Source organism: Caulobacter sp. GW821-FHT10C03 (assembly GCF_059415485.1).
Window position 1 is genome coordinate 296455 of record NZ_JBWKNI010000002.1, and the last position, 16546, is coordinate 313000.

The window sequence follows — 16546 nt, forward strand, 5'->3', positions numbered from 1 at the left end:
GAGCAACCACGAAGAATCTTTGTGAATATGCGGAGAACGCCACAGAAATGCCGCCTGATCGGTAACCGGGTCTTCGTAGAAGAGGACCCTCATGGAGTTCGGCATGGCTGGCCTTCCGAAGTTACAGCGGCGAGGCGACATAGCGGGCGGTGCAGGTGTTGTCACCTCGCCTCGCAGGGGGTGAAAGCCATTGCGCGGGCTCTGCGCGTCACCTATACAACCGCAAAGTTACGGCCGGTGAACTGATGAGCCAAAGCAATTCCCTTATTCGCGGGTTTAGTGATGCCGGCAGCGATATCCAAAAAGGTCTGAAATTATATAAGACCTGGGGGTTCTTGGCGTATCAGGATGTAGTTTCCAGGTACCGTAGATCTCTATTTGGCCCGCTTTGGATCTCGGCAGGCATGTTGACGACTGCCGCTGCGCTGGCATTGGTCTTTTCGACCATCTTCCATGTGCCGCTGACCGAGTTCTTGCCGTTCGTGGTGGCCGGTCTGGTCGTCTTCACGTTCATCGGCGTGCCCTTCACCGAGGGCGGCGACGTCTACTTGCAGGCGGCGAGCACCATCAAGGCCTACCCGCTTCCGTTCAGCTTCCACATCTTCCGCCTGGCGGCCCGCAGCCTGATCGTGTTTGGGCACAACCTGCTGGTCTTCGCGGCGGTGAAGCTGATCTTCAGCCACAACCTGCTGGTCAATCCGCAGGTGATCCTGGGCCTGTTCCTGGTCTCGGTGTTCGTGGCCGCGAGCAGCGTGGTGCTCGGCGTGATCGGCGCCCGCTTCAAGGACGTCCGGCTGCTGGTCCCCTATGTGTGGACCATCGTCTTCTATCTGACGCCGGTGATCTGGACGACCAAGTCGATCCACGACGCCCGCAGCTTCATCTACAAGTACAACCCCTTCTATTATCTGCTGGAGACCGTGCGCAATCCGCTCCTCGGCATCTACGTGCCCTGGAACATTTTCACGGTCGCCCTGCTTATCGACCTACTCGCCGTGGTGGCGGCCGTCGTGTCGCTGGCCATGTTCCGCAAACGCATCGCGCTCTGGGTATAATGCGAGACACTTCGACCATGGTCGCTCCCAAGGTTCTTCTCAGCGCCCGCGGCGTTCGGCTGACCTATCCCGTCTACACGATCCAGGCGAGTTCGCTGCGGAACACCGTGCTGAACCTCGCCACCGGCGGCCGCGTGCTGCGCGACGCCGGCAACGTGGTCCACATCCAGGCCCTGGACGGCGTCAGCTTCGACCTCTTCGAGGGCGACCGCCTCGGCCTTTATGGCCACAACGGTTCGGGCAAGACGACGCTGCTGAAGGTCCTGGCCGGCATCTACGAGCCGACCCACGGCGAGGTCGTCGCCCACGGCCGGGTCTCGTCGATGATCGAGATGGGCCACGGCATGGATCCCGACGCGACCGGCGTCGAGAACATCAAGATCATGGGCCGCTATCGCGGCTTCAACGGTCGCGAGATCAAGGCCAAGATCGACGAGATCGCCGAATTCGCCGACCTCGGCCCGTTCATCAACCTGCCGGTCCGCACCTATTCGGCCGGCATGACGATGCGCCTGCTGTTCGCCACCGGCACCTGCTTCGACCCGGACATCCTGATCCTGGACGAGTGGCTGGGCGCGGGCGACGCCTCCTTCATGGAGAAGGCCCAGCAGCGCATGGAGAACTTCGTGTCGCGCTCGCGGATGCTGGTGCTGGCTTCGCACAGCCACGACCTGCTGACCCGCGTCTGCAACAAGCTCTGCGTGCTGCACGCCGGTCGGGTGGTCTACTTCGGCGACCCCAAGGAATATTTCAGCAAGCTCTGAGCACCCTCCGGGGTCTGAAAACGAGGACGCCGCCGACATCCTGGATGTCGGCGGCGTTTTCGTTTCCGGACCGGCGGGGATCAGCCGCCGATGCCGTCGATGATCTCCTGCACGGCGGCGCTGACGCGTCGTGGATCGACGATGAAGTTGGCGTGGCCGGCGCGGCGGCTGCGGTCGCTGTCGGCCATGAAGCTTTCGCCGAAGACGTACGAGACGTCGAAGCCGCGGATCTGGGCCATGCTGGCCACGATGTACATGACGTAGTCCTGGTCGGCCAGGCAGACGACATGGCTGTCGGGGCTCATGAAGCAGCAGTTGTAGAGGCCCGCGCCTTCGGCCCCCAGCACGATCTTGGACTCGCGGAAGAGGCGGATCTCATCCTCGATCGAAAGCTTGTCGGGCGAGACCAGCTCGAAATCGTGCTCGTCGATCAGCACCTGGGCGATGACGTCGAAGTTCAGCATGTTGCGCCAGGTCGTACGGGCCTCGCGCGAGATGATGATGCGGCGGAACGGCGTGATCGGCTCGGGGCAGACCTTCGCGATCATCTCCGCATAGACTTCGGCGTACAGCGGCGTGAACACCGCCGGGAACAGCTTGGGGACCAGCAGTTCCTCGGCGACGTAGTCGTAGTCCGGATGCATCAGCACGATGCGCGAGCTGTCGACGCCGCAGATGTTGAGCATCTCGATCTGGTATTTCTTCAGATCGTGGGGCGCGAGCACGCAGTAGTCCGTGACGCCCAGGTGCTTCATCAGCTGGATGCGCGGGAAGCACTGCAGCAGGAAGTGCGAGTGGAAGGTGTGGACGATGGGGTGGAAGGTCAGGAGCAGGGCCTTGCCCTGGACCTCCCGTGTCGGCCGGCGCGGACGCGGCGGCGAGACGCCCGGCGCGCTCCGGTCGAAGTAGGGCGAGGCCTCGAAGCCGCCCGGCTCCTGGTATTCCTTGACGATCTCGTCCTCGCCGGTGGCGATGACGTAGGTCGAGTGGAAGCTGTCGCGGCTGCGGATGACGCGCCCGCCCTTGGCGCTCAGGATCACGTGGCGGACATCGATCATGTCCGAGATCTTCGACGCCTGCTCTTCGGGCAGAGCAGCGCTGGAGCTGATCACCGTCGGCGGACGCAGGTCCACCCGGTCGTGGGCCCGCACCAGGATTTCCTTCACGTCGTCGCGCCCGGCCTCGCCGGTGATCTCGGCGAGCGCGCGGATGCGATGCTGCACCTGGCGGTCGTCGTGCCAGTCGCCGAGCTCGAGCCCGCCGGCGTAGCCGGTCGCGACCACGACGCCGCGGAACTCTGCGGCCGGACCGTCGCCGTGCCAGTAGAAGCGCGTCATGCGACGGGCGTCGGGATTGATCTCGCCGAGCCGCTCGTGAAGGCGGGCGACGGCGCCAGCCTGGCCCGCGAAGAGATAGAAGGTCTCGGCCGTCGTCGCCGGCGACAGGGCCAGGAGGTCGCGGGCCATCGCCTCGTCGGCTTCGGTGCGGGCGCCGACGTCGAGGAAGGCGACGCAGCCCACGGGCTGCCCGCTGTGGCTCAGGCGTCCGGGCACCTCGACCGCCGGGGCGGTGATGAATTCCGAGGTGTTCAGCGCCAGCGCCTGGCGATCGTCGGCCATGGCGCCGGTGTCGCCGTCCAGGCGGTAGGCCGGTACGTTCTTGGTGTTCAGCAGGCCGATTTCGCCGATCTCGACGTCGCCGCCCGCGCCCAGGACGTAGGCTTCGGGGAACGGACGATGGCGGCCCTGATAGGTCAGTTGAAGGACGGTCGCGTGCACGACGGCGGCCAGGAACGTGTCCGCGTCGCGGCGGCCGTTCAGGGCGCTGGCGAACAGTACGTTGAAGTAGCCGTCCAGGCTGTCGTTGACGACGTAGCCGCTGAGCAGGCCGGTCGGCACGCCGGCCAGGAACTGGTCGAGCGACTTGTCGGCCGGCTTGGCCAGCTTGTAGGCCAGTTCGAACGACGACAGCTTCTGCTGGAACAGGGCGTCGGCCTCGGGGGCGTCCAGGCCGCGGAAGCCCGAAATGATCTCAGAAATATCCACGTCACTCCCCCTGTGCAGGGTTTCTGCGCGTCGCGGCCGCGCGTGTTTCGAGGAAGGGCGCGGTGATCTCGACCACCCCGCCCGCCTGCAGGTTGAGGATGCCCATTTCGAAACGGACCTTGCCGGCGTAGTCGTGATGCAGCGTGCGGCGGATGGGCAGCCAGGCATCGGACGGCGGCAGATTGAAGTTGTAGGCGTCCAGCACGACCTCGCCCTGGGGCGTGAGCGCCACGAGCCGCACGGCGACGTTGGCCGTGGCGTGCAGGCTGCGGAACTGCGCGCCGTACTGGAAGCCGCCGATGGCGCGGTAGCGGTCGACGACCTGATGGAAGGCCGCGACGAAGGGGCGCTCGATCTTGGTCGAGACCCGCAGCACCTCACCGGGCTTGGCCTCGATCGCGGCGTTGGCGGGATCGGTATGGGTCTTCCAGACGCTCTTGCGGTCGAAGCCCTTGTCGAAGGCGGTCTCCTTCAGCAGGCTTTCGGGTTTGTCGTCCACCGACAGCTTCAGGTTCTTGATCTGGCGTTCGGGATCGCCCTTCCAGGCCACCGCCAGGGCGGACGGCTCCAGATGCCGGTCGGACGGCGGCTGCTTGTGTTCGACCAGGATCTTGAAGGTCACCAGTCGCGGTCCGGCTGTCTCCACGACGCACAGCCGCCAGATGTCCAGGGGCGCGTCGAGAGACACCAGGGCGACGGTCATGCCGGCGGCGAAGCCGTGGCCGGGGGAGGTGGCCAGGCGCAGGCGGCCGTCTTCGGTCTGGCGCATGTCATTGGCCAGGGTGACGGCGAAAGTCGTCTTGGCGTCCCAGCGGAACGGATGGCGCAGGTCATGCTTGCGAGCGTACAGGGAGAGCAGCGTGGCCGCGGCCTTAGGTCTCAGCTGTCCGATCCGTTCGCCGAACCAGGCGCGGCCGTTGTCGCCCACGCCGTCGATGATGGCGCGCGCCATGTCGCCGTCGAGCGTTTCGGAATAGTGAGCAGTCAGCAGCGGCAAGTCCTTCGCCGCCTCGCCGACGACGCGACGCAGATCCGCCAGGGTCGTGGGGCGACGCAGGCTTCTGGAGAATATCGTGGCCGGCTTGGACGGGTTTCGAGCTGTCATGCGGGTTTCTGGCCTTCGCGCGGCGCGGCGCGTCTACTGTGAGCGCGCTTGAGTTTGTTGACGGGCGTATTGATGAGCGCGGCGGCCGCGCCGAGGAGCGCGCTCTTGAGGGCGGCCTTGCGCAGGGCGTCGGCCTCGAGCGGAGAGACGACGACGGCCAGCGAGGGGCGGACGAGAAACCGGGCCTGCTCGGAACCGTGTCTGGAGGCCTCGATCGCCAGCTTCAGGTCGCCGTGTTCCGGCCGCCAGCTTTCGACGCGCGCCAGGATCCAGACGTGGATCGGCAGGCGGCGGTCGATCAGCAGGACATGATCGCCCCGTTCCACCGCGTTCGCGGCCAGCCGGACGTTCACGCGGTGGAGATCGCCGATCGGATGGATGTCGTTGGCCAGGAACACGGCCTTGGAGGCCGCCGCCGAAACCGTCCTGGCGGGGTGCCCGGGGTTGGCCTCGACGACCGCGTGCAGCAGAACCTCAAGACCCGCCCGCGTCGGCGCGCCGCTCTCCATGATCGCCGCGGCAAGGGCTTGGGCGGCCTGGCCGTCCATCGAACTCGCCTTCAGGGACTCGACGAGCTCCCGGTCGGGCCGAGGCTCGTTGAGCGCGGCCGCGAGCGCTTCCAGCGGCGGTCGGCGATCGCCGTAGAGGCGACGCAGATCGCTCAGCCGGATCGAGCGGAGGCTGCTTACCGCCGTGTTCGCGCGCCGCTTCAGGTCCATGGCGATCATGGCGGGACCGCCTCAGCCGAGGGCGAAGGTGCGGGTCCACTCCACCATGCGCCCGATGCCGTCACGCGCGCTGACGGCCGGCTTCCATCCCAGGAGGGCCTGCGCCTTGGCGATGTTGGCGACGAACACGCGCTGGTCGCTCGGACGGGACGGCGTCTGCTCGTAGCGCAGCGGCACGCCGACATATTCCTCCAGCAGCGCGAACAGTTCGAGCAGCGAAAGGCTGTTGTCCATGCCGCCGCCGATGTTGAAGGCCTGACCCTGCGCCTTGTCGATGTTGGCGATCGCCGCGAAGTACAGGGTCTTCATGTCCTCGGCGTGGAGCACGTCGCGGACCTGCTTGCCGTTGCCGGCGATGGTGAACGGCGGGACGTTCGACGATCCGGCCTGCTCGACGGCCTTCTGGCAGAACCAGCCGACCCAGCCCTGGTCGGTCGTGGCGAACTGGCGGCCGCCGTACATCGACGAGTGGCGGAAGACGACCGTGCGGATCCCGAAGATCCGGTGGTAGTCGAGCATGTACTGGTCGGCGGCCCCCTTCGAGGCGCCGTAGGGCGAGTGGAACTCGAGGGGCGCGGTCTCGTCGAAGCCCAGCGGCAGCTCGGTCGGGTGATAGCGGGTGGCCCGCTCCTCGTAGGGCGTCCATTCGAGATCGCCGTAGACCTTGTTGGTCGAGGAGTAGATCACGATCGCTTCGGGCGCGTGCTGGCGGACGGCTTCAAGCAGGTTGAAGGTGCCGACGGTGTTGATCTCGAAGTCCTTGCGGGGACGATCGATCGACGTCGTCATGGCCACTTGGCCGGCCAGGTGGAAGACGGCGTCGGGGCGCACGCGCGAGACGACGTTCACGAGGTCCTCGGCGCTGCGGGTGTCGCCGTGCACGAACTCGAAGGGGCCAAATTGCTTGAGCCACTGCAGGTTCTCGGTCGAACCCGTGCGCGAGAGGTTGTCGAACACCCAGACCTGATGGCCGTCCTGAATGGCCTTGGACGCGAGGTTGCTTCCCAGGAAGCCGCACCCGCCGTTGACCAGAATCTTCATAGACGTGCACTCCGAGAGGGTTCGTACTGTGCGGTGAGCGCCATGCCGTCCGCCAGGGACGTTTTGGCGCTCCAGCCGAGAGTCTTGCGCGCGAGGTCCGCCACGCCCACGACGGACATCGGTTCGCCCGGACGATAGGGCTTGGCGCCCCAGTTCAGCACGCCATGGCCGCCCATGGCGTTGGCTGCGGCATCGCCCAGCGCCCGCAGCGTCACGGGCCGGCCCGAGGCGAGGTTGACGACGAGGCCGTCCTCGCCTGCGCCGTCGGCCATGGCCACGCAGGCCTCGGCGACGTCGCCGACATAGGTGTAGTCGCGGATCTGTTCGCCGGCGGTCAGGTCGAGCGCCACGCCGTCGCGCGCCGCCGCCATCACCTGCGGCACGAACTTATGGCTGCCCTCGAGCGGACCATACATGCCGAAGACCCGCGCGGCGACGAATCGTTGGCCCAGGGCCTTGGCGCGCTCGCGCGCCACGATCATGCCGGCCGCCTTGCTCGAACCATAGGCGCCGACCGGATTGAGCGGCGTCTTCTCGTCGATCGGGCCGTCGGCCAGACCGTATTCGTTGCTGGTGCCGATATGAACGAACTGTCCCAGCGCGGCGGCGGCCGAAGCCTCCACCAGCCGGGCGGTGAAGCCGACGTTGAAGGCCAGGGCCTCGGCGGTGTCGTTCTGGCGATAGTCCACGCCGTAGGCGGCGCAGTGGATGACCGCCTGAACGTCCAGATCGCCGATCACCTTCCGGAGGGCGTCGCGGTCGCTGCCGAAATCGAGGTCGATCGGCGAGGCGCTCGGGCAGAGCGCCTGCAGACGGTCCAGCACGCTGGTCGAGCGTGCTGCGGCGTGAACTCGCCACCCGGCGGCGGCCAGGGCGCCGCAGACGTGCGCGCCTAGGAAGCCGGAGGTCCCGGTGACGAGAACGCCGCGGCCCATCGGCCTTAGGCCTTCTGCCGGATGAGGCTGCCGATCTGATCGATCATGTAGTCGAGGTGGCCGGTGGTCAGGCCCGGATAGACGCCGATCCAGAAGGTGTCGTCGACGATGATGTTGGCGTTGGTCAGGTCGCCGACCACGCGGTACTCGCGGTCCTTCATGTAGGGCTGGCGGATCAGGTTGCCGCCGAACAGCAGGCGGGTGGCCACCTTGACGCTGTTGAGGTGCTTGACCAGCTCGTCGCGGGTGAACGGCGCGCCCTTGCGCACGGTCAGCAGGAAGCCGAACCACGACGGGTCGCTGTTGGGGGTGGCTTCCGGCAGGATGAGGAATTCCTCGAACTGCTTCAGGCCGGCCTTCAGGTAGTCGAAGTTGTCGCGGCGCGCCTTGATGAAGTCTTCGAGGTGATCCATCTGGGCCAGACCGACCGCCGCCTGCATGTCGGTGATCTTCAGGTTATAGCCCAGGTGCGAGTAGGTGTACTTGTGGTCGTAGCCGTAGGGCAGGTCGCCCAGCTGCCAGTCGAAGCGGCGCTTGCAGGTGTTGTCCATGCCCGGTTCGCACCAGCAGTCGCGGCCCCAGTCGCGGACGGCTTCCATCGCCCGGCGCACGGCCGGATCCGAGGTGAACACCGCGCCGCCTTCACCCATGGTGATGTGGTGGGCGGGGTAGAAGCTGACGGTGCCGACGTCGCCGAAGGTGCCGACGAGCTTGCCGTTGTAGGTGGCGCCCAGGGCGTCGCAGCAATCCTCGACGACCCACAGGTTGTGCTTCTCGGCCACCTTCATGACCGCGTCGAGGTCGAAGGGATTGCCCAGGGTGTGGGCCAGCATGATGGCCTTGGTCTTGGGCGAGATCGCTTCCTCGAGCTTGCTCATGTCCATGTTGTAGGTCGGGATGTCGATGTCGAGGAACACCGGCACCAGGCCGTTCTGCAGGCTGGGATTGACCGTGGTCGGGAAGCCGGTGGCGCAGGTGATGACCTCGTCGCCCGGCTTCAGCGCCCGCTCGCCGTGCATGTGCGAGGTCAGGCCCGTCAGGGCCACCAGGTTGGCCGACGAGCCCGAGTTCACCGTCTGCACGCCGCGGCGGATGCCCAGGAACTTGCTGAGCTTGGCCTCGAAGGCGGTGTTGAAGCGGCCGGTGGTCAGCCAGAAGTCCAGCGAGGAATCGACCAGCGAGACCATGTCGGTGTGGTCGTAGACCTTGCCGGCCACGGCCACGGCCGACTCGCCGGCCACGAAGGGCTTGGGCGCATGCGCGACGCGCGCGTACTCGGCGGTCAGCTCGAGGATCTGCTTGCGGAGCTCTTCGGCGGATTTGGGGGCGTCGGCCATCAAGTAAGTTCCTAGCGCGCCGCGATGGCGGCGAAATATTCCGAAATCTGGCGTTGCGACACCGCGACGAGGTCGTCTCCGCGGGCTTCGGCCTTGTACCACTCGACGGTCTTGGCGATCGTCTGGTCGAAGTCCCAGGTCGGCGCCCAGTTCAGCAGGCGGCGGGCCTTGGACGAGTCGAGCTTCAGGTACCCAGCCTCGTGCGGATGCTCGCCGGCGTCGACCGCCCAGCGGGCGCCGTCGCCCCAGGCCAGGCAGGTGGCTTCCACCACGTCCTTGACCGTCCGCTCGGAGCTGGCGTCGGGACCGAAGTTCCAGCCGTTGGCGAAGGTCTCGCCCTTGTCGCCGGCCAGTTCCTCGGCCAGGCGCAGATAGCCCGACAGCGGTTCGAGGACGTGCTGCCAGGGACGCACGGCCACCGGGTTGCGGATCGGTGTCGGGGCGCCGTCGAGGCAGTTGCGGATCAGGTCCGGCAGCAGGCGGTCGGCCGACCAGTCGCCGCCGCCGATCACGTTGCCAGCCCGGCCCGAGCCGACGTTGTTGCGCGACTTGGGCCCGAAGTACGAGCGGCGGAAGGCGCTGGCGACCAGCTCCGAGCAGCCCTTGCTGTTGCTGTAGGGGTCGTAGCCCCCCATCGCCTCGTCTTCGCGATAGCCCCAGAACCATTCGCGGTTCTCGTAGCACTTGTCGCTGGTGACCACGACGGTGGCCTGGACCGTCTCCTGGCGACGGGTCGCGTCGAGCAGGTGGACGGTGCCCATGACGTTGGTGGCGTAGGTGCCGACCGGGTCGGCGTAGGACAGGCGCACCAGCGGCTGGGCGGCCAGGTGCAGCACCACGTCAGCCTCGCTGCGCTTGAGCGCGGCCTCGAGGGCGGCCTGGTCGCGGATGTCGCCGATGGTCGACGACTGCAGGGCGCCGGCGTTCTCGACCGCCGCGAACAGCTGGGAGCCTTCCAGCGGCGGCAGGGCGAAGCCATGCACCAGGGCGCCGCGGCGCTGCAGCATCAGGCTGAGCCAGGAACCCTTGAAGCCGGTGTGGCCCGTCAGGAAGACGCGTTTACCCTGCCAGAACGACGCGTTCTCGTAGGTTTCTACCACGATTTCCACGGCGCCTTTCCGGACGCCCACAGGTCTTCGAGGGTGCGGCGGTCGCGCAGGGTGTCCATGCACTGCCAGAAGCCGTCGTGGAAGAAGGTCTCCAGCTGGCGCTCCGCGGCCAGGCCGCGCATCGGGCCCTGTTCCCAGACGGTGTCGTCGCCGTCGACGTAGTCGATGACCTTGGGCGACAGCACGAAGAAGCCGCCATTGATCCAGGCGCCGTCGCCGACCGGCTTTTCCTCGAAGGACTCGACCGTCGTGCCGTCGAGCGTCAGGGCGCCGAAGCGGCCGGGCGGGCGCACGCCCGTCAGGGTGGCCAGCTTGCCGTGCTTGCGGTGGAAGTCGACCAGGGCGGTGACGTCGATGTCGGCCACGCCGTCGCCGTAGGTGAGGCAGAAGGCCTCTTCGTCGGCGACGTGTTCGCGGACGCGCTTCAGGCGGCCGCCGGTCATCGACTCTGCGCCGGTTTCGATCAGGGTCACCCGCCACGGCTCGGCCGCGTTGCGGTGCACTTCCATGCTGTTCTTGGCGACGTCGAAGGTCACGTCCGAGGTATGCAGAAAGTAGTTCGCGAAGAACTCTTTGATTACATAACCCTTGTAGCCGAGGCAGACGATAAAGTCGTTGATGCCGTGTTGGCTATAGATCTTCATGATGTGCCAAAGAATAGGGCGCTCACCCACGCTCACCATTGGCTTTGGCTTGGTGTCGGTCTCCTCGCCGAGGCGAGACCCCAAGCCACCTGCCAGAATGATAGCCTTCATAAGCGCACGCCCCTATCGGACCGGTTGGCAAATCAGGCCGGGTCCTACCAGACCGTCGATAGCGCAATCAAGCGTCGTTTCCGAGGTTTCACGCCACTTTCACGTTCTCGACCAATCTTTGCGACTTTGGCGTCGATAGGTGTTTGCGCGAATGCGCCGCTATGTTAGCGGACGAAAGCCTCCGTCGCGACCGGAGAGGCGGCGGACGGAAGTTCGGTGGAGATCTCGGGATGGCTGTTCAAGGGTATTCGGATGTTCGAGGCGCGGCCCATTGGCCCGTTTCTATGGCCGAAGAGCTTGATCGCATTGGTCAATTCAAGAAGAAGGTCGCGATCATCAGGTTGTGGCCTGATCAAGCTGCCGCTGAACACGAAAGCATAGAGAGATTTCGCGCAGCCTGTAGCCTTATCGGCGTCGATGTCGTCGAAGTTGACCGCTTGGGCTTTATACTGAATGGTCCGCGCAGGAAGATTGCACAAGATGACGTCGATTTCGTCATCTCTCTTCATTATGAAACAGCGAAGACCTACGATTGCTTCTCGTGGGGCGCGCTGTGGAATCCTGTCGATTTCTACGTCGAGTGGGGGCTGAGTCCCTATCTCGACAATCAGTTGAGCCACGACGGCTACTTCGTGTGCGGATCGCCGGCTGTCGAGCGGATGATGCGGGGCGAGCTGGGCGACAGCTACGAGGGCACGCCCTTCGTGCAGGTCAATCACACGCTGTCGGGGCCGATCGTGCCGGCGCGGCTGCGCGACGATCGCCGGTTCGCCTACTGCGGCATCAACTGGGAACGGCTTTCCAAGTCGAAGGGACGGTTCGACGCGCTCCTCACCCGGCTCGACGAGCGCGGCGTGCTCGACATCTTCGGCCCCGAGGAAGTCCGCGGCGTGCGGGTCTGGGAAGGCTTCAAGGGCTACAAGTATTCCGTGCCCTTCGACGGCAAGACCCTGATCGAGGAACTGAGCCGCAGCGGCGCGGTGCTGGCCTTCTCGTCTCAGGCGCACATCCGCTCGGGCATCATGTCCAACCGCCTGTTCGAAGGCGCCGCCGCCGGCGCCCTGGTGTTCGCCGACCAGAACCCGTTCGTGTCGCGCTACTTCAAGGACGAGGTGGTCGAGGTTCCGCTCGGCGCCGACGGCCAGCTGGACGCGGGCTTCCTGGCGTCCGCGCTGGCCGACTTCAACGCCAATCCCGAGGCGGCCTTCGCCAAGGCCTCGGCGCTGCAGAACAAGTTCGTCGAGTTCTACGCGCTGCATCGGCAGCTGCTTGGCGCCTTCGCCGCCTACAAGACGGCTCGCGACGCCAAGGCCGAGAAGATCGCCGCGCTCAGCGTCGAGACGACGCCGACGCTCGACGCCGTCGTGCTGGCGCTCGACGAAAACGCGCCGCTGCCGCAGGACCTGCTGACGGATCTGGTCGCGCTGAAGGGCGTGCGCACCAAGGTCACCCTGGTCACGCGCGCCTCGCCGGCTGGCCCCCGCGCCTTCGATTTCCTACCTGAAGGCGCGATCGAACTGGTGTCGGCGCCGATGGCTATCGGCGACAGCCCCAACGCCATCGGCTTCGTGCTCGCCGAGGTCCTCGAAGGCCTCGAGGGCGACTATGTGAGCGTCTTCCTGGGCCACGAGCGGGTGTTCGCCGACTATGGCCTGCGGCTCACGCAAGCCCTGGCTGAAGGCGACGCGGACGCGGTCCGCACGGGCGTGGTCATTCGCCACTACGACCCGGCCCAGCGCCTGTTCGAGGGCTCCGAATACGCCGACTATGCCCGCCCCGTGGGCAAGCGGCCGGTTCCGCTGCTCACCCTGGCCAACTTCATGTTCCGGCGTAAGGCCCTGATCAAGGCCAGCGGCGCGTTCCAGTTCATGGCCTGGTCGGGCATGCAGGCCTACCTGCAAGAAAAGTTCGCCAAGCCGGCCGTCGTTGACGCCCCGCTGTGCTCGGCGGATCTCAAGCTTTACGAGCGTCTGCGTTCGATCGGCCAGCAGCCCTACGAGGCCGGCAAGGCCGTGGCCGTGCTGGGCCGCTACACCACGCCGACCGTCAAGGCCCTGGCCGAGGCGGCGCCGGCCGGCATGCCGATCACCGCGGCGGCGATCGCCGCGCTTCCGGAGCAGGAGCGTCGCGACATCATCGTCAGCCTGCTCAAGACGTTGCCGCTCCCGCCTTGGATCATCAGAGGCGGCGGCAAGATCATCCGTTTGGTCATGGGCATCCGTCGACCCAAGCGTTAAGCCCGGCCCTGAAAGCCGACCTATTCGACCCAATCTCTAATCAGGCATATACATGGCTCGTTCAGCGATCATTTCCGGCGTGACCGGCCAAGACGGTACGTTCCTGGCCGAACTTCTGCTGCAAAAGGGGTACACGGTTCACGGCTTCCGTCGTCGCAGCTCGTGGTACAACGAGTTCCGCATCGAGAAGCTGCGCAACAATCCCGAGTACAACGACCGCTTCATCCTGCACTACGGCGACCTGACCGACTCCTCGTCGATCATGCGTCTGGTGGCCGATGTGCAGCCCGACGAGATCTATAACCTGGCCGCCCAGAGCCACGTGTCGGTCAGCTTCGAGACCCCGGAATACACCGCCAACGCCGACGGCGTCGGCGCCCTGCGCTTCCTCGAAGCCATCCGCACCATGAAGCTGGAGAACAAGACCCGCTTCTACCAGGCCTCGACCTCGGAGCTGTACGGTCTGGTCCAGCAGGTGCCGCAGACGGAAAAGACCCCGTTCTATCCGCGCAGCCCCTACGCCGTGGCCAAGCTCTACGCCTACTGGCTGACGGTGAACTACCGCGAGGGCTTCAACATTTTCGGGTCGAACGGCATCCTGTTCAACCACGAGAGCCCGGTGCGCGGCGAGACCTTCGTCACCCGCAAGATCACCCGCTCGGTGGCCCTGATCGCCGAAGGCGTCGACACCGTCCTGACCCTGGGCAACCTCGACGCTCGCCGTGACTGGGGCCACGCCCGCGACTTCGTCGAGGGCATGTGGCGCATCCTGCAGCACAACGAGGCCGACGACTTCGTCCTGGCCACCGGCGAAACCCACTCGGTCCGTCACTTCGTCACCCTGGCCTTCCAGGCGGCGGGCATCGACGTGGTCTGGGAAGGCGAGGGCGTCGACGAGATCGGCCGCTGCGCCAAGACCGGCAAGCTGCTGACCCAGGTCTCGACCAAGCTGTTCCGCCCGGCCGAGGTCGAGCTGCTGATCGGCGACGCGACCAAGGCCAAGGAAAAGCTCGGCTGGACGGCCACCACCAGCCTGCAGGAACTGGTCACCGAGATGGTCGAGGCCGATCGCGCCCGCTATCGTGACGGCTCGCTGCACTGGAACCACCAAGGCATCGTCGGCTAACGACCAGCGGATACGTGTAAGTCATGAGCGATCAGCAGATTGATTTGAGCGCTGAGCGCGTACTGGTGACGGGCGCGGGCGGAGTGCTGGGAACGGCGCTCCTGTCCGCCCTGGACGGCCGGGTCGGCGCGCTGCGCGCCCCGACCCGCGCCGACTGCGACCTGCTGGACGAAGCGGCGGTCGAGGCGGTCTGGCGCGACTTCGCCCCGACCGTGGTGTTCCACCTGGCCGGCCGGGTCACCGGCGTGCAGGGCAACATCAGCTTTGGCGGCCAGGCCTTCTACGAGAACGCCAAGATCAACCTCAACGTCGTCGAGGTCTCGCGTCGGGTCGGCGCGCGCAAGGTCGTGGCCGCCGGCACGACGGCGATCTACTCCGATCTCGCGCCGATCCCGATGCGCGAGGACGATCTGTGGCTGGGCGCGCCGCACGGTTCGGAAGGACCCTACGGCCACGCCAAGCGCGCGATGCTGGCCCAGCTCGAGGCCTACAAGGGCCAGTACGGGCTGGATTTCGGCTATCTGATCTGCACCAACCTCTATGGCCCGGGCGACCGGTTCGACGAGGTCTACGGCCACGTGGTGCCCTCGCTGGTGTCGCGCTTCCATCGCGCCAAGCGCGAGAACCTGCCCAGCATCACCATCTGGGGCGACGGCACGCCGACCCGCGACTTCCTGTTCGCGGGCGACGCCGCCGAGGCCTTCATCCGCGTCGCCGAGCGCGGCTCGGGCGCCTTCAACACGGCCACGGGCAAGTCCGTGCCGATCCGCACCCTGGTCGAGACCTTGGCCGAGGTGTCCGGGTACGAAGGCGAGATCGTCTGGGACGTGACCAAGCCCAAGGGCCAGCTGGTCCGCGGCTACGACGTCTCGCGCATCACCGCGCTGGGCTGGGAGGCGCGGGTCAGCCTGGCCGAGGGCCTGAAGCGCACCTACGACTGGTACGGAGCCAATCTTGGCTCGGTCCGGGTCTGACGCCGGCGCCGCCGGCTCGTGACCGCCTCGCTCGCGGCCTTGTTGCGTAAGGCCTGGCGGGACCTGCCCCTGCCCGAGCGATGGCGCGCTATCGCCGGCCGCGCCGCCATCGCCGCCGCCGGCGCGGGCCTGTTCGGCCCGCGCGCCGCGCGTCTGGCGCCCACCCCGCTGGCGGACGTCGTTCCCGGGCCCCTGGTGGTCAGCGGGTTCATGAACCGCACCCTGGGCGTCGGCGTCGCCGGCCGGGCCACGGTCCGGGGCCTGGCCGAGCTGGGCCTGCGCGTCCTGACCCACGACATCGAGCCGATCCTGGCCTCGCGCATCGACGCCGTCGCCCCCCCGCCCGGGCCGCCCGGCGGGGTCTGGATCGCCCACTGCAACGCGCCCGAACTCCTGCGCCTGCTGGCGGCCTTTCCACCGGAGGCCCTGGCCGGACGCTACCGGATCGGGGTGTGGGCCTGGGAACTGCCGCGCCTGCCGCGCCGCTGGGCCAGGGCCGCGCGCGGCCTCAACGAGATCTGGGCGCCCAGCCGCTTCGTCGCCCAGGCGGTGATCGACGCCGTCGGCCGCGGCCCGGACGCGCCGGCGGTCAGGGTGGTTCCGCATATCCTGCCGTCGATGGCGGCGGTGAAGCCCGATCGCGCCCGCTTCGGAATCCCGGAGCAGGCGCTCGTCGTGCTGGTGATGTTCGACATGCGCTCGTCGCGGGCCCGCAAGAACCCCGACGCGGCGGTGGCGGCCTTCCTGGCGGCGTTTCCGGAGGCGCGGGCCGACCGGGTGCTGGTGTGCAAGGTGCTGGGCGGCGAGAGCTCGCCCCGTGACCTGGCCGCCCTGCGCGAGCGCTTCGCCGGCCGCGCCGACCTGATCCTGCTTGAGGAGCGTCTCGACGGCGATGGCGTCCTGGCGCTGATCGCCAGCGCCGACATCGTGCTCTCCACCCACCGCGCCGAGGGCTACGGCCTGGTCATGGCCGAGGCGATGGCGCTGGGGCGCTGCGTCGTGGCCACCGGCTGGTCGGGCAATATCGACTTCATGACGGCGGACAACAGCGTCCTGCTGCCCTACGATCTGACGCCCGTCGTCGATCCGCAGGGGATCTATGCATCGGGGCAGGTCTGGGCCGAGGTCGATCCGGCGGCGACGGCCGAGGCGCTGCGCCTGCTGGCCGGCGATCCCGCCCGTCGCGCCGCGCTCGGCGCGCGGGCCCAGGCCGACATCGCCCGCCACGACGCCGGCTTCGCCGAGGCCGTCGCCAAGGCCCCGTGGCGGGAGAAACTCGCGCGCTGACCCGCCTCGGGGGACGAGGTCGGTTGCTCCACCCAGGCCGCATCGCTA

The 16546-nt window shown here is 67.0% G+C and carries 15 protein-coding genes; 6 read left to right on the top strand and 9 right to left on the bottom strand.

Going from position 1 to position 16546, the window contains the following annotated elements:
* Positions 1 to 245: 245 nt before the first annotated feature.
* Positions 246 to 1055 (top strand): ABC transporter permease, encoded by an 810-nt coding sequence (locus AC07NG_RS03450; RefSeq protein ID WP_492854203.1) that lies wholly within the window; start codon positions 246 to 248, stop codon positions 1053 to 1055.
* Positions 1056 to 1072: 17 nt separating this feature from the next.
* Positions 1073 to 1819 (top strand): ABC transporter ATP-binding protein, encoded by a 747-nt coding sequence (locus AC07NG_RS03455; protein WP_492854204.1) that lies wholly within the window; start codon positions 1073 to 1075, stop codon positions 1817 to 1819.
* A gap of 80 nt (positions 1820 to 1899) precedes the next feature.
* Here AC07NG_RS03455 and AC07NG_RS03460 read toward each other — a convergent pair whose 3' ends face one another.
* The 9 genes from AC07NG_RS03460 to AC07NG_RS03500 all read right to left on the bottom strand — a co-directional run bounded on the left by AC07NG_RS03460 (position 1900) and on the right by AC07NG_RS03500 (position 11494).
* Entirely contained in the window at positions 1900 to 3864 is a 1965-nt protein-coding gene (locus AC07NG_RS03460; protein WP_494592210.1) for a glycosyltransferase family 61 protein, read from the bottom strand.
* A 1-nt stretch (position 3865) separates the two neighbouring features.
* A complete protein-coding gene (locus tag AC07NG_RS03465; protein ID WP_494592212.1) occupies positions 3866 to 4969 on the bottom strand; it encodes a hypothetical protein in 1104 nt (367 codons plus the stop codon).
* Positions 4966 to 5697: a hypothetical protein gene (locus AC07NG_RS03470; protein ID WP_492854207.1), complete on the bottom strand. Its 732-nt coding sequence runs from the start codon at positions 5695 to 5697 to the stop codon at positions 4966 to 4968. The genes AC07NG_RS03465 and AC07NG_RS03470 overlap by 4 nt, the downstream gene beginning before the upstream one ends.
* Before the next feature lie 12 nt (positions 5698 to 5709).
* Positions 5710 to 6738 carry a GDP-mannose 4,6-dehydratase gene (locus AC07NG_RS03475; RefSeq protein WP_492854208.1) on the bottom strand — a complete coding sequence of 343 codons (1029 nt, stop codon included), beginning with the start codon at positions 6736 to 6738 and terminating at the stop codon, positions 5710 to 5712.
* Complete coding sequence (locus AC07NG_RS03480; RefSeq protein ID WP_494592213.1) at positions 6735 to 7673, bottom strand: NAD-dependent epimerase/dehydratase family protein; 939 nt, start codon at positions 7671 to 7673, stop codon at positions 6735 to 6737. The genes AC07NG_RS03475 and AC07NG_RS03480 overlap by 4 nt, the downstream gene beginning before the upstream one ends.
* Positions 7674 to 7678: 5 nt before the next feature.
* Positions 7679 to 9010, bottom strand: a complete 1332-nt coding sequence (gene rfbH / locus AC07NG_RS03485) for a lipopolysaccharide biosynthesis protein RfbH (protein ID WP_492854210.1) — start codon at positions 9008 to 9010, stop codon at positions 7679 to 7681.
* 11 nt (positions 9011 to 9021) lie between these two features.
* Positions 9022 to 10119 (bottom strand): CDP-glucose 4,6-dehydratase, encoded by a 1098-nt coding sequence (rfbG, locus tag AC07NG_RS03490; protein WP_492854211.1) that lies wholly within the window; start codon positions 10117 to 10119, stop codon positions 9022 to 9024.
* Entirely contained in the window at positions 10104 to 10874 is a 771-nt protein-coding gene (gene rfbF, locus AC07NG_RS03495; protein WP_492854212.1) for a glucose-1-phosphate cytidylyltransferase, read from the bottom strand. The genes rfbG and rfbF overlap by 16 nt, the downstream gene beginning before the upstream one ends.
* A 164-nt stretch (positions 10875 to 11038) precedes the next feature.
* Positions 11039 to 11494: a hypothetical protein gene (locus AC07NG_RS03500; RefSeq protein ID WP_494592215.1), complete on the bottom strand. Its 456-nt coding sequence runs from the start codon at positions 11492 to 11494 to the stop codon at positions 11039 to 11041.
* Here AC07NG_RS03500 and AC07NG_RS03505 point away from each other — a divergent pair.
* From AC07NG_RS03505 to AC07NG_RS03520, 4 genes are read left to right on the top strand one after another with little or no spacing between them, the layout of a single operon-like run.
* Positions 11486 to 13111, top strand: a complete 1626-nt coding sequence (locus tag AC07NG_RS03505; RefSeq protein ID WP_494592217.1) for a glycosyltransferase family protein — start codon at positions 11486 to 11488, stop codon at positions 13109 to 13111. The two genes, AC07NG_RS03500 and AC07NG_RS03505, sit on opposite strands and share 9 nt — an antisense overlap.
* A gap of 52 nt (positions 13112 to 13163) precedes the next feature.
* A complete protein-coding gene (gene gmd / locus AC07NG_RS03510; protein ID WP_492854215.1) occupies positions 13164 to 14237 on the top strand; it encodes a GDP-mannose 4,6-dehydratase in 1074 nt (357 codons plus the stop codon).
* 23 nt (positions 14238 to 14260) lie between these two features.
* Positions 14261 to 15211 (top strand): GDP-L-fucose synthase family protein, encoded by a 951-nt coding sequence (locus tag AC07NG_RS03515; protein ID WP_494592219.1) that lies wholly within the window; start codon positions 14261 to 14263, stop codon positions 15209 to 15211.
* A gap of 18 nt (positions 15212 to 15229) precedes the next feature.
* Complete coding sequence (locus AC07NG_RS03520; RefSeq protein WP_494592221.1) at positions 15230 to 16498, top strand: glycosyltransferase; 1269 nt, start codon at positions 15230 to 15232, stop codon at positions 16496 to 16498.
* Positions 16499 to 16546 lie beyond the last annotated feature (48 nt).

Excerpts from the sequence above, each read along its gene's own strand:
- AC07NG_RS03515 (WP_494592219.1), top strand. The coding sequence starts at position 14,261 with ATGAGCGATCAGCAGATTGATTTGAGCGCTGAGCGCGTACTGGTGACG.
- rfbF (WP_492854212.1), bottom strand. The coding sequence starts at position 10,874 with ATGAAGGCTATCATTCTGGCAGGTGGCTTGGGGTCTCGCCTCGGCGAG.
- rfbH (WP_492854210.1), bottom strand. The coding sequence starts at position 9,010 with ATGGCCGACGCCCCCAAATCCGCCGAAGAGCTCCGCAAGCAGATCCTC.
- AC07NG_RS03470 (WP_492854207.1), bottom strand. The coding sequence starts at position 5,697 with ATGATCGCCATGGACCTGAAGCGGCGCGCGAACACGGCGGTAAGCAGC.
- AC07NG_RS03450 (WP_492854203.1), top strand. The coding sequence starts at position 246 with ATGAGCCAAAGCAATTCCCTTATTCGCGGGTTTAGTGATGCCGGCAGC.
- AC07NG_RS03480 (WP_494592213.1), bottom strand. The coding sequence starts at position 7,673 with ATGGGCCGCGGCGTTCTCGTCACCGGGACCTCCGGCTTCCTAGGCGCG.
- gmd (WP_492854215.1), top strand. The coding sequence starts at position 13,164 with ATGGCTCGTTCAGCGATCATTTCCGGCGTGACCGGCCAAGACGGTACG.
- AC07NG_RS03475 (WP_492854208.1), bottom strand. The coding sequence starts at position 6,738 with ATGAAGATTCTGGTCAACGGCGGGTGCGGCTTCCTGGGAAGCAACCTC.
- AC07NG_RS03465 (WP_494592212.1), bottom strand. The coding sequence starts at position 4,969 with ATGACAGCTCGAAACCCGTCCAAGCCGGCCACGATATTCTCCAGAAGC.
- AC07NG_RS03455 (WP_492854204.1), top strand. The coding sequence starts at position 1,073 with ATGGTCGCTCCCAAGGTTCTTCTCAGCGCCCGCGGCGTTCGGCTGACC.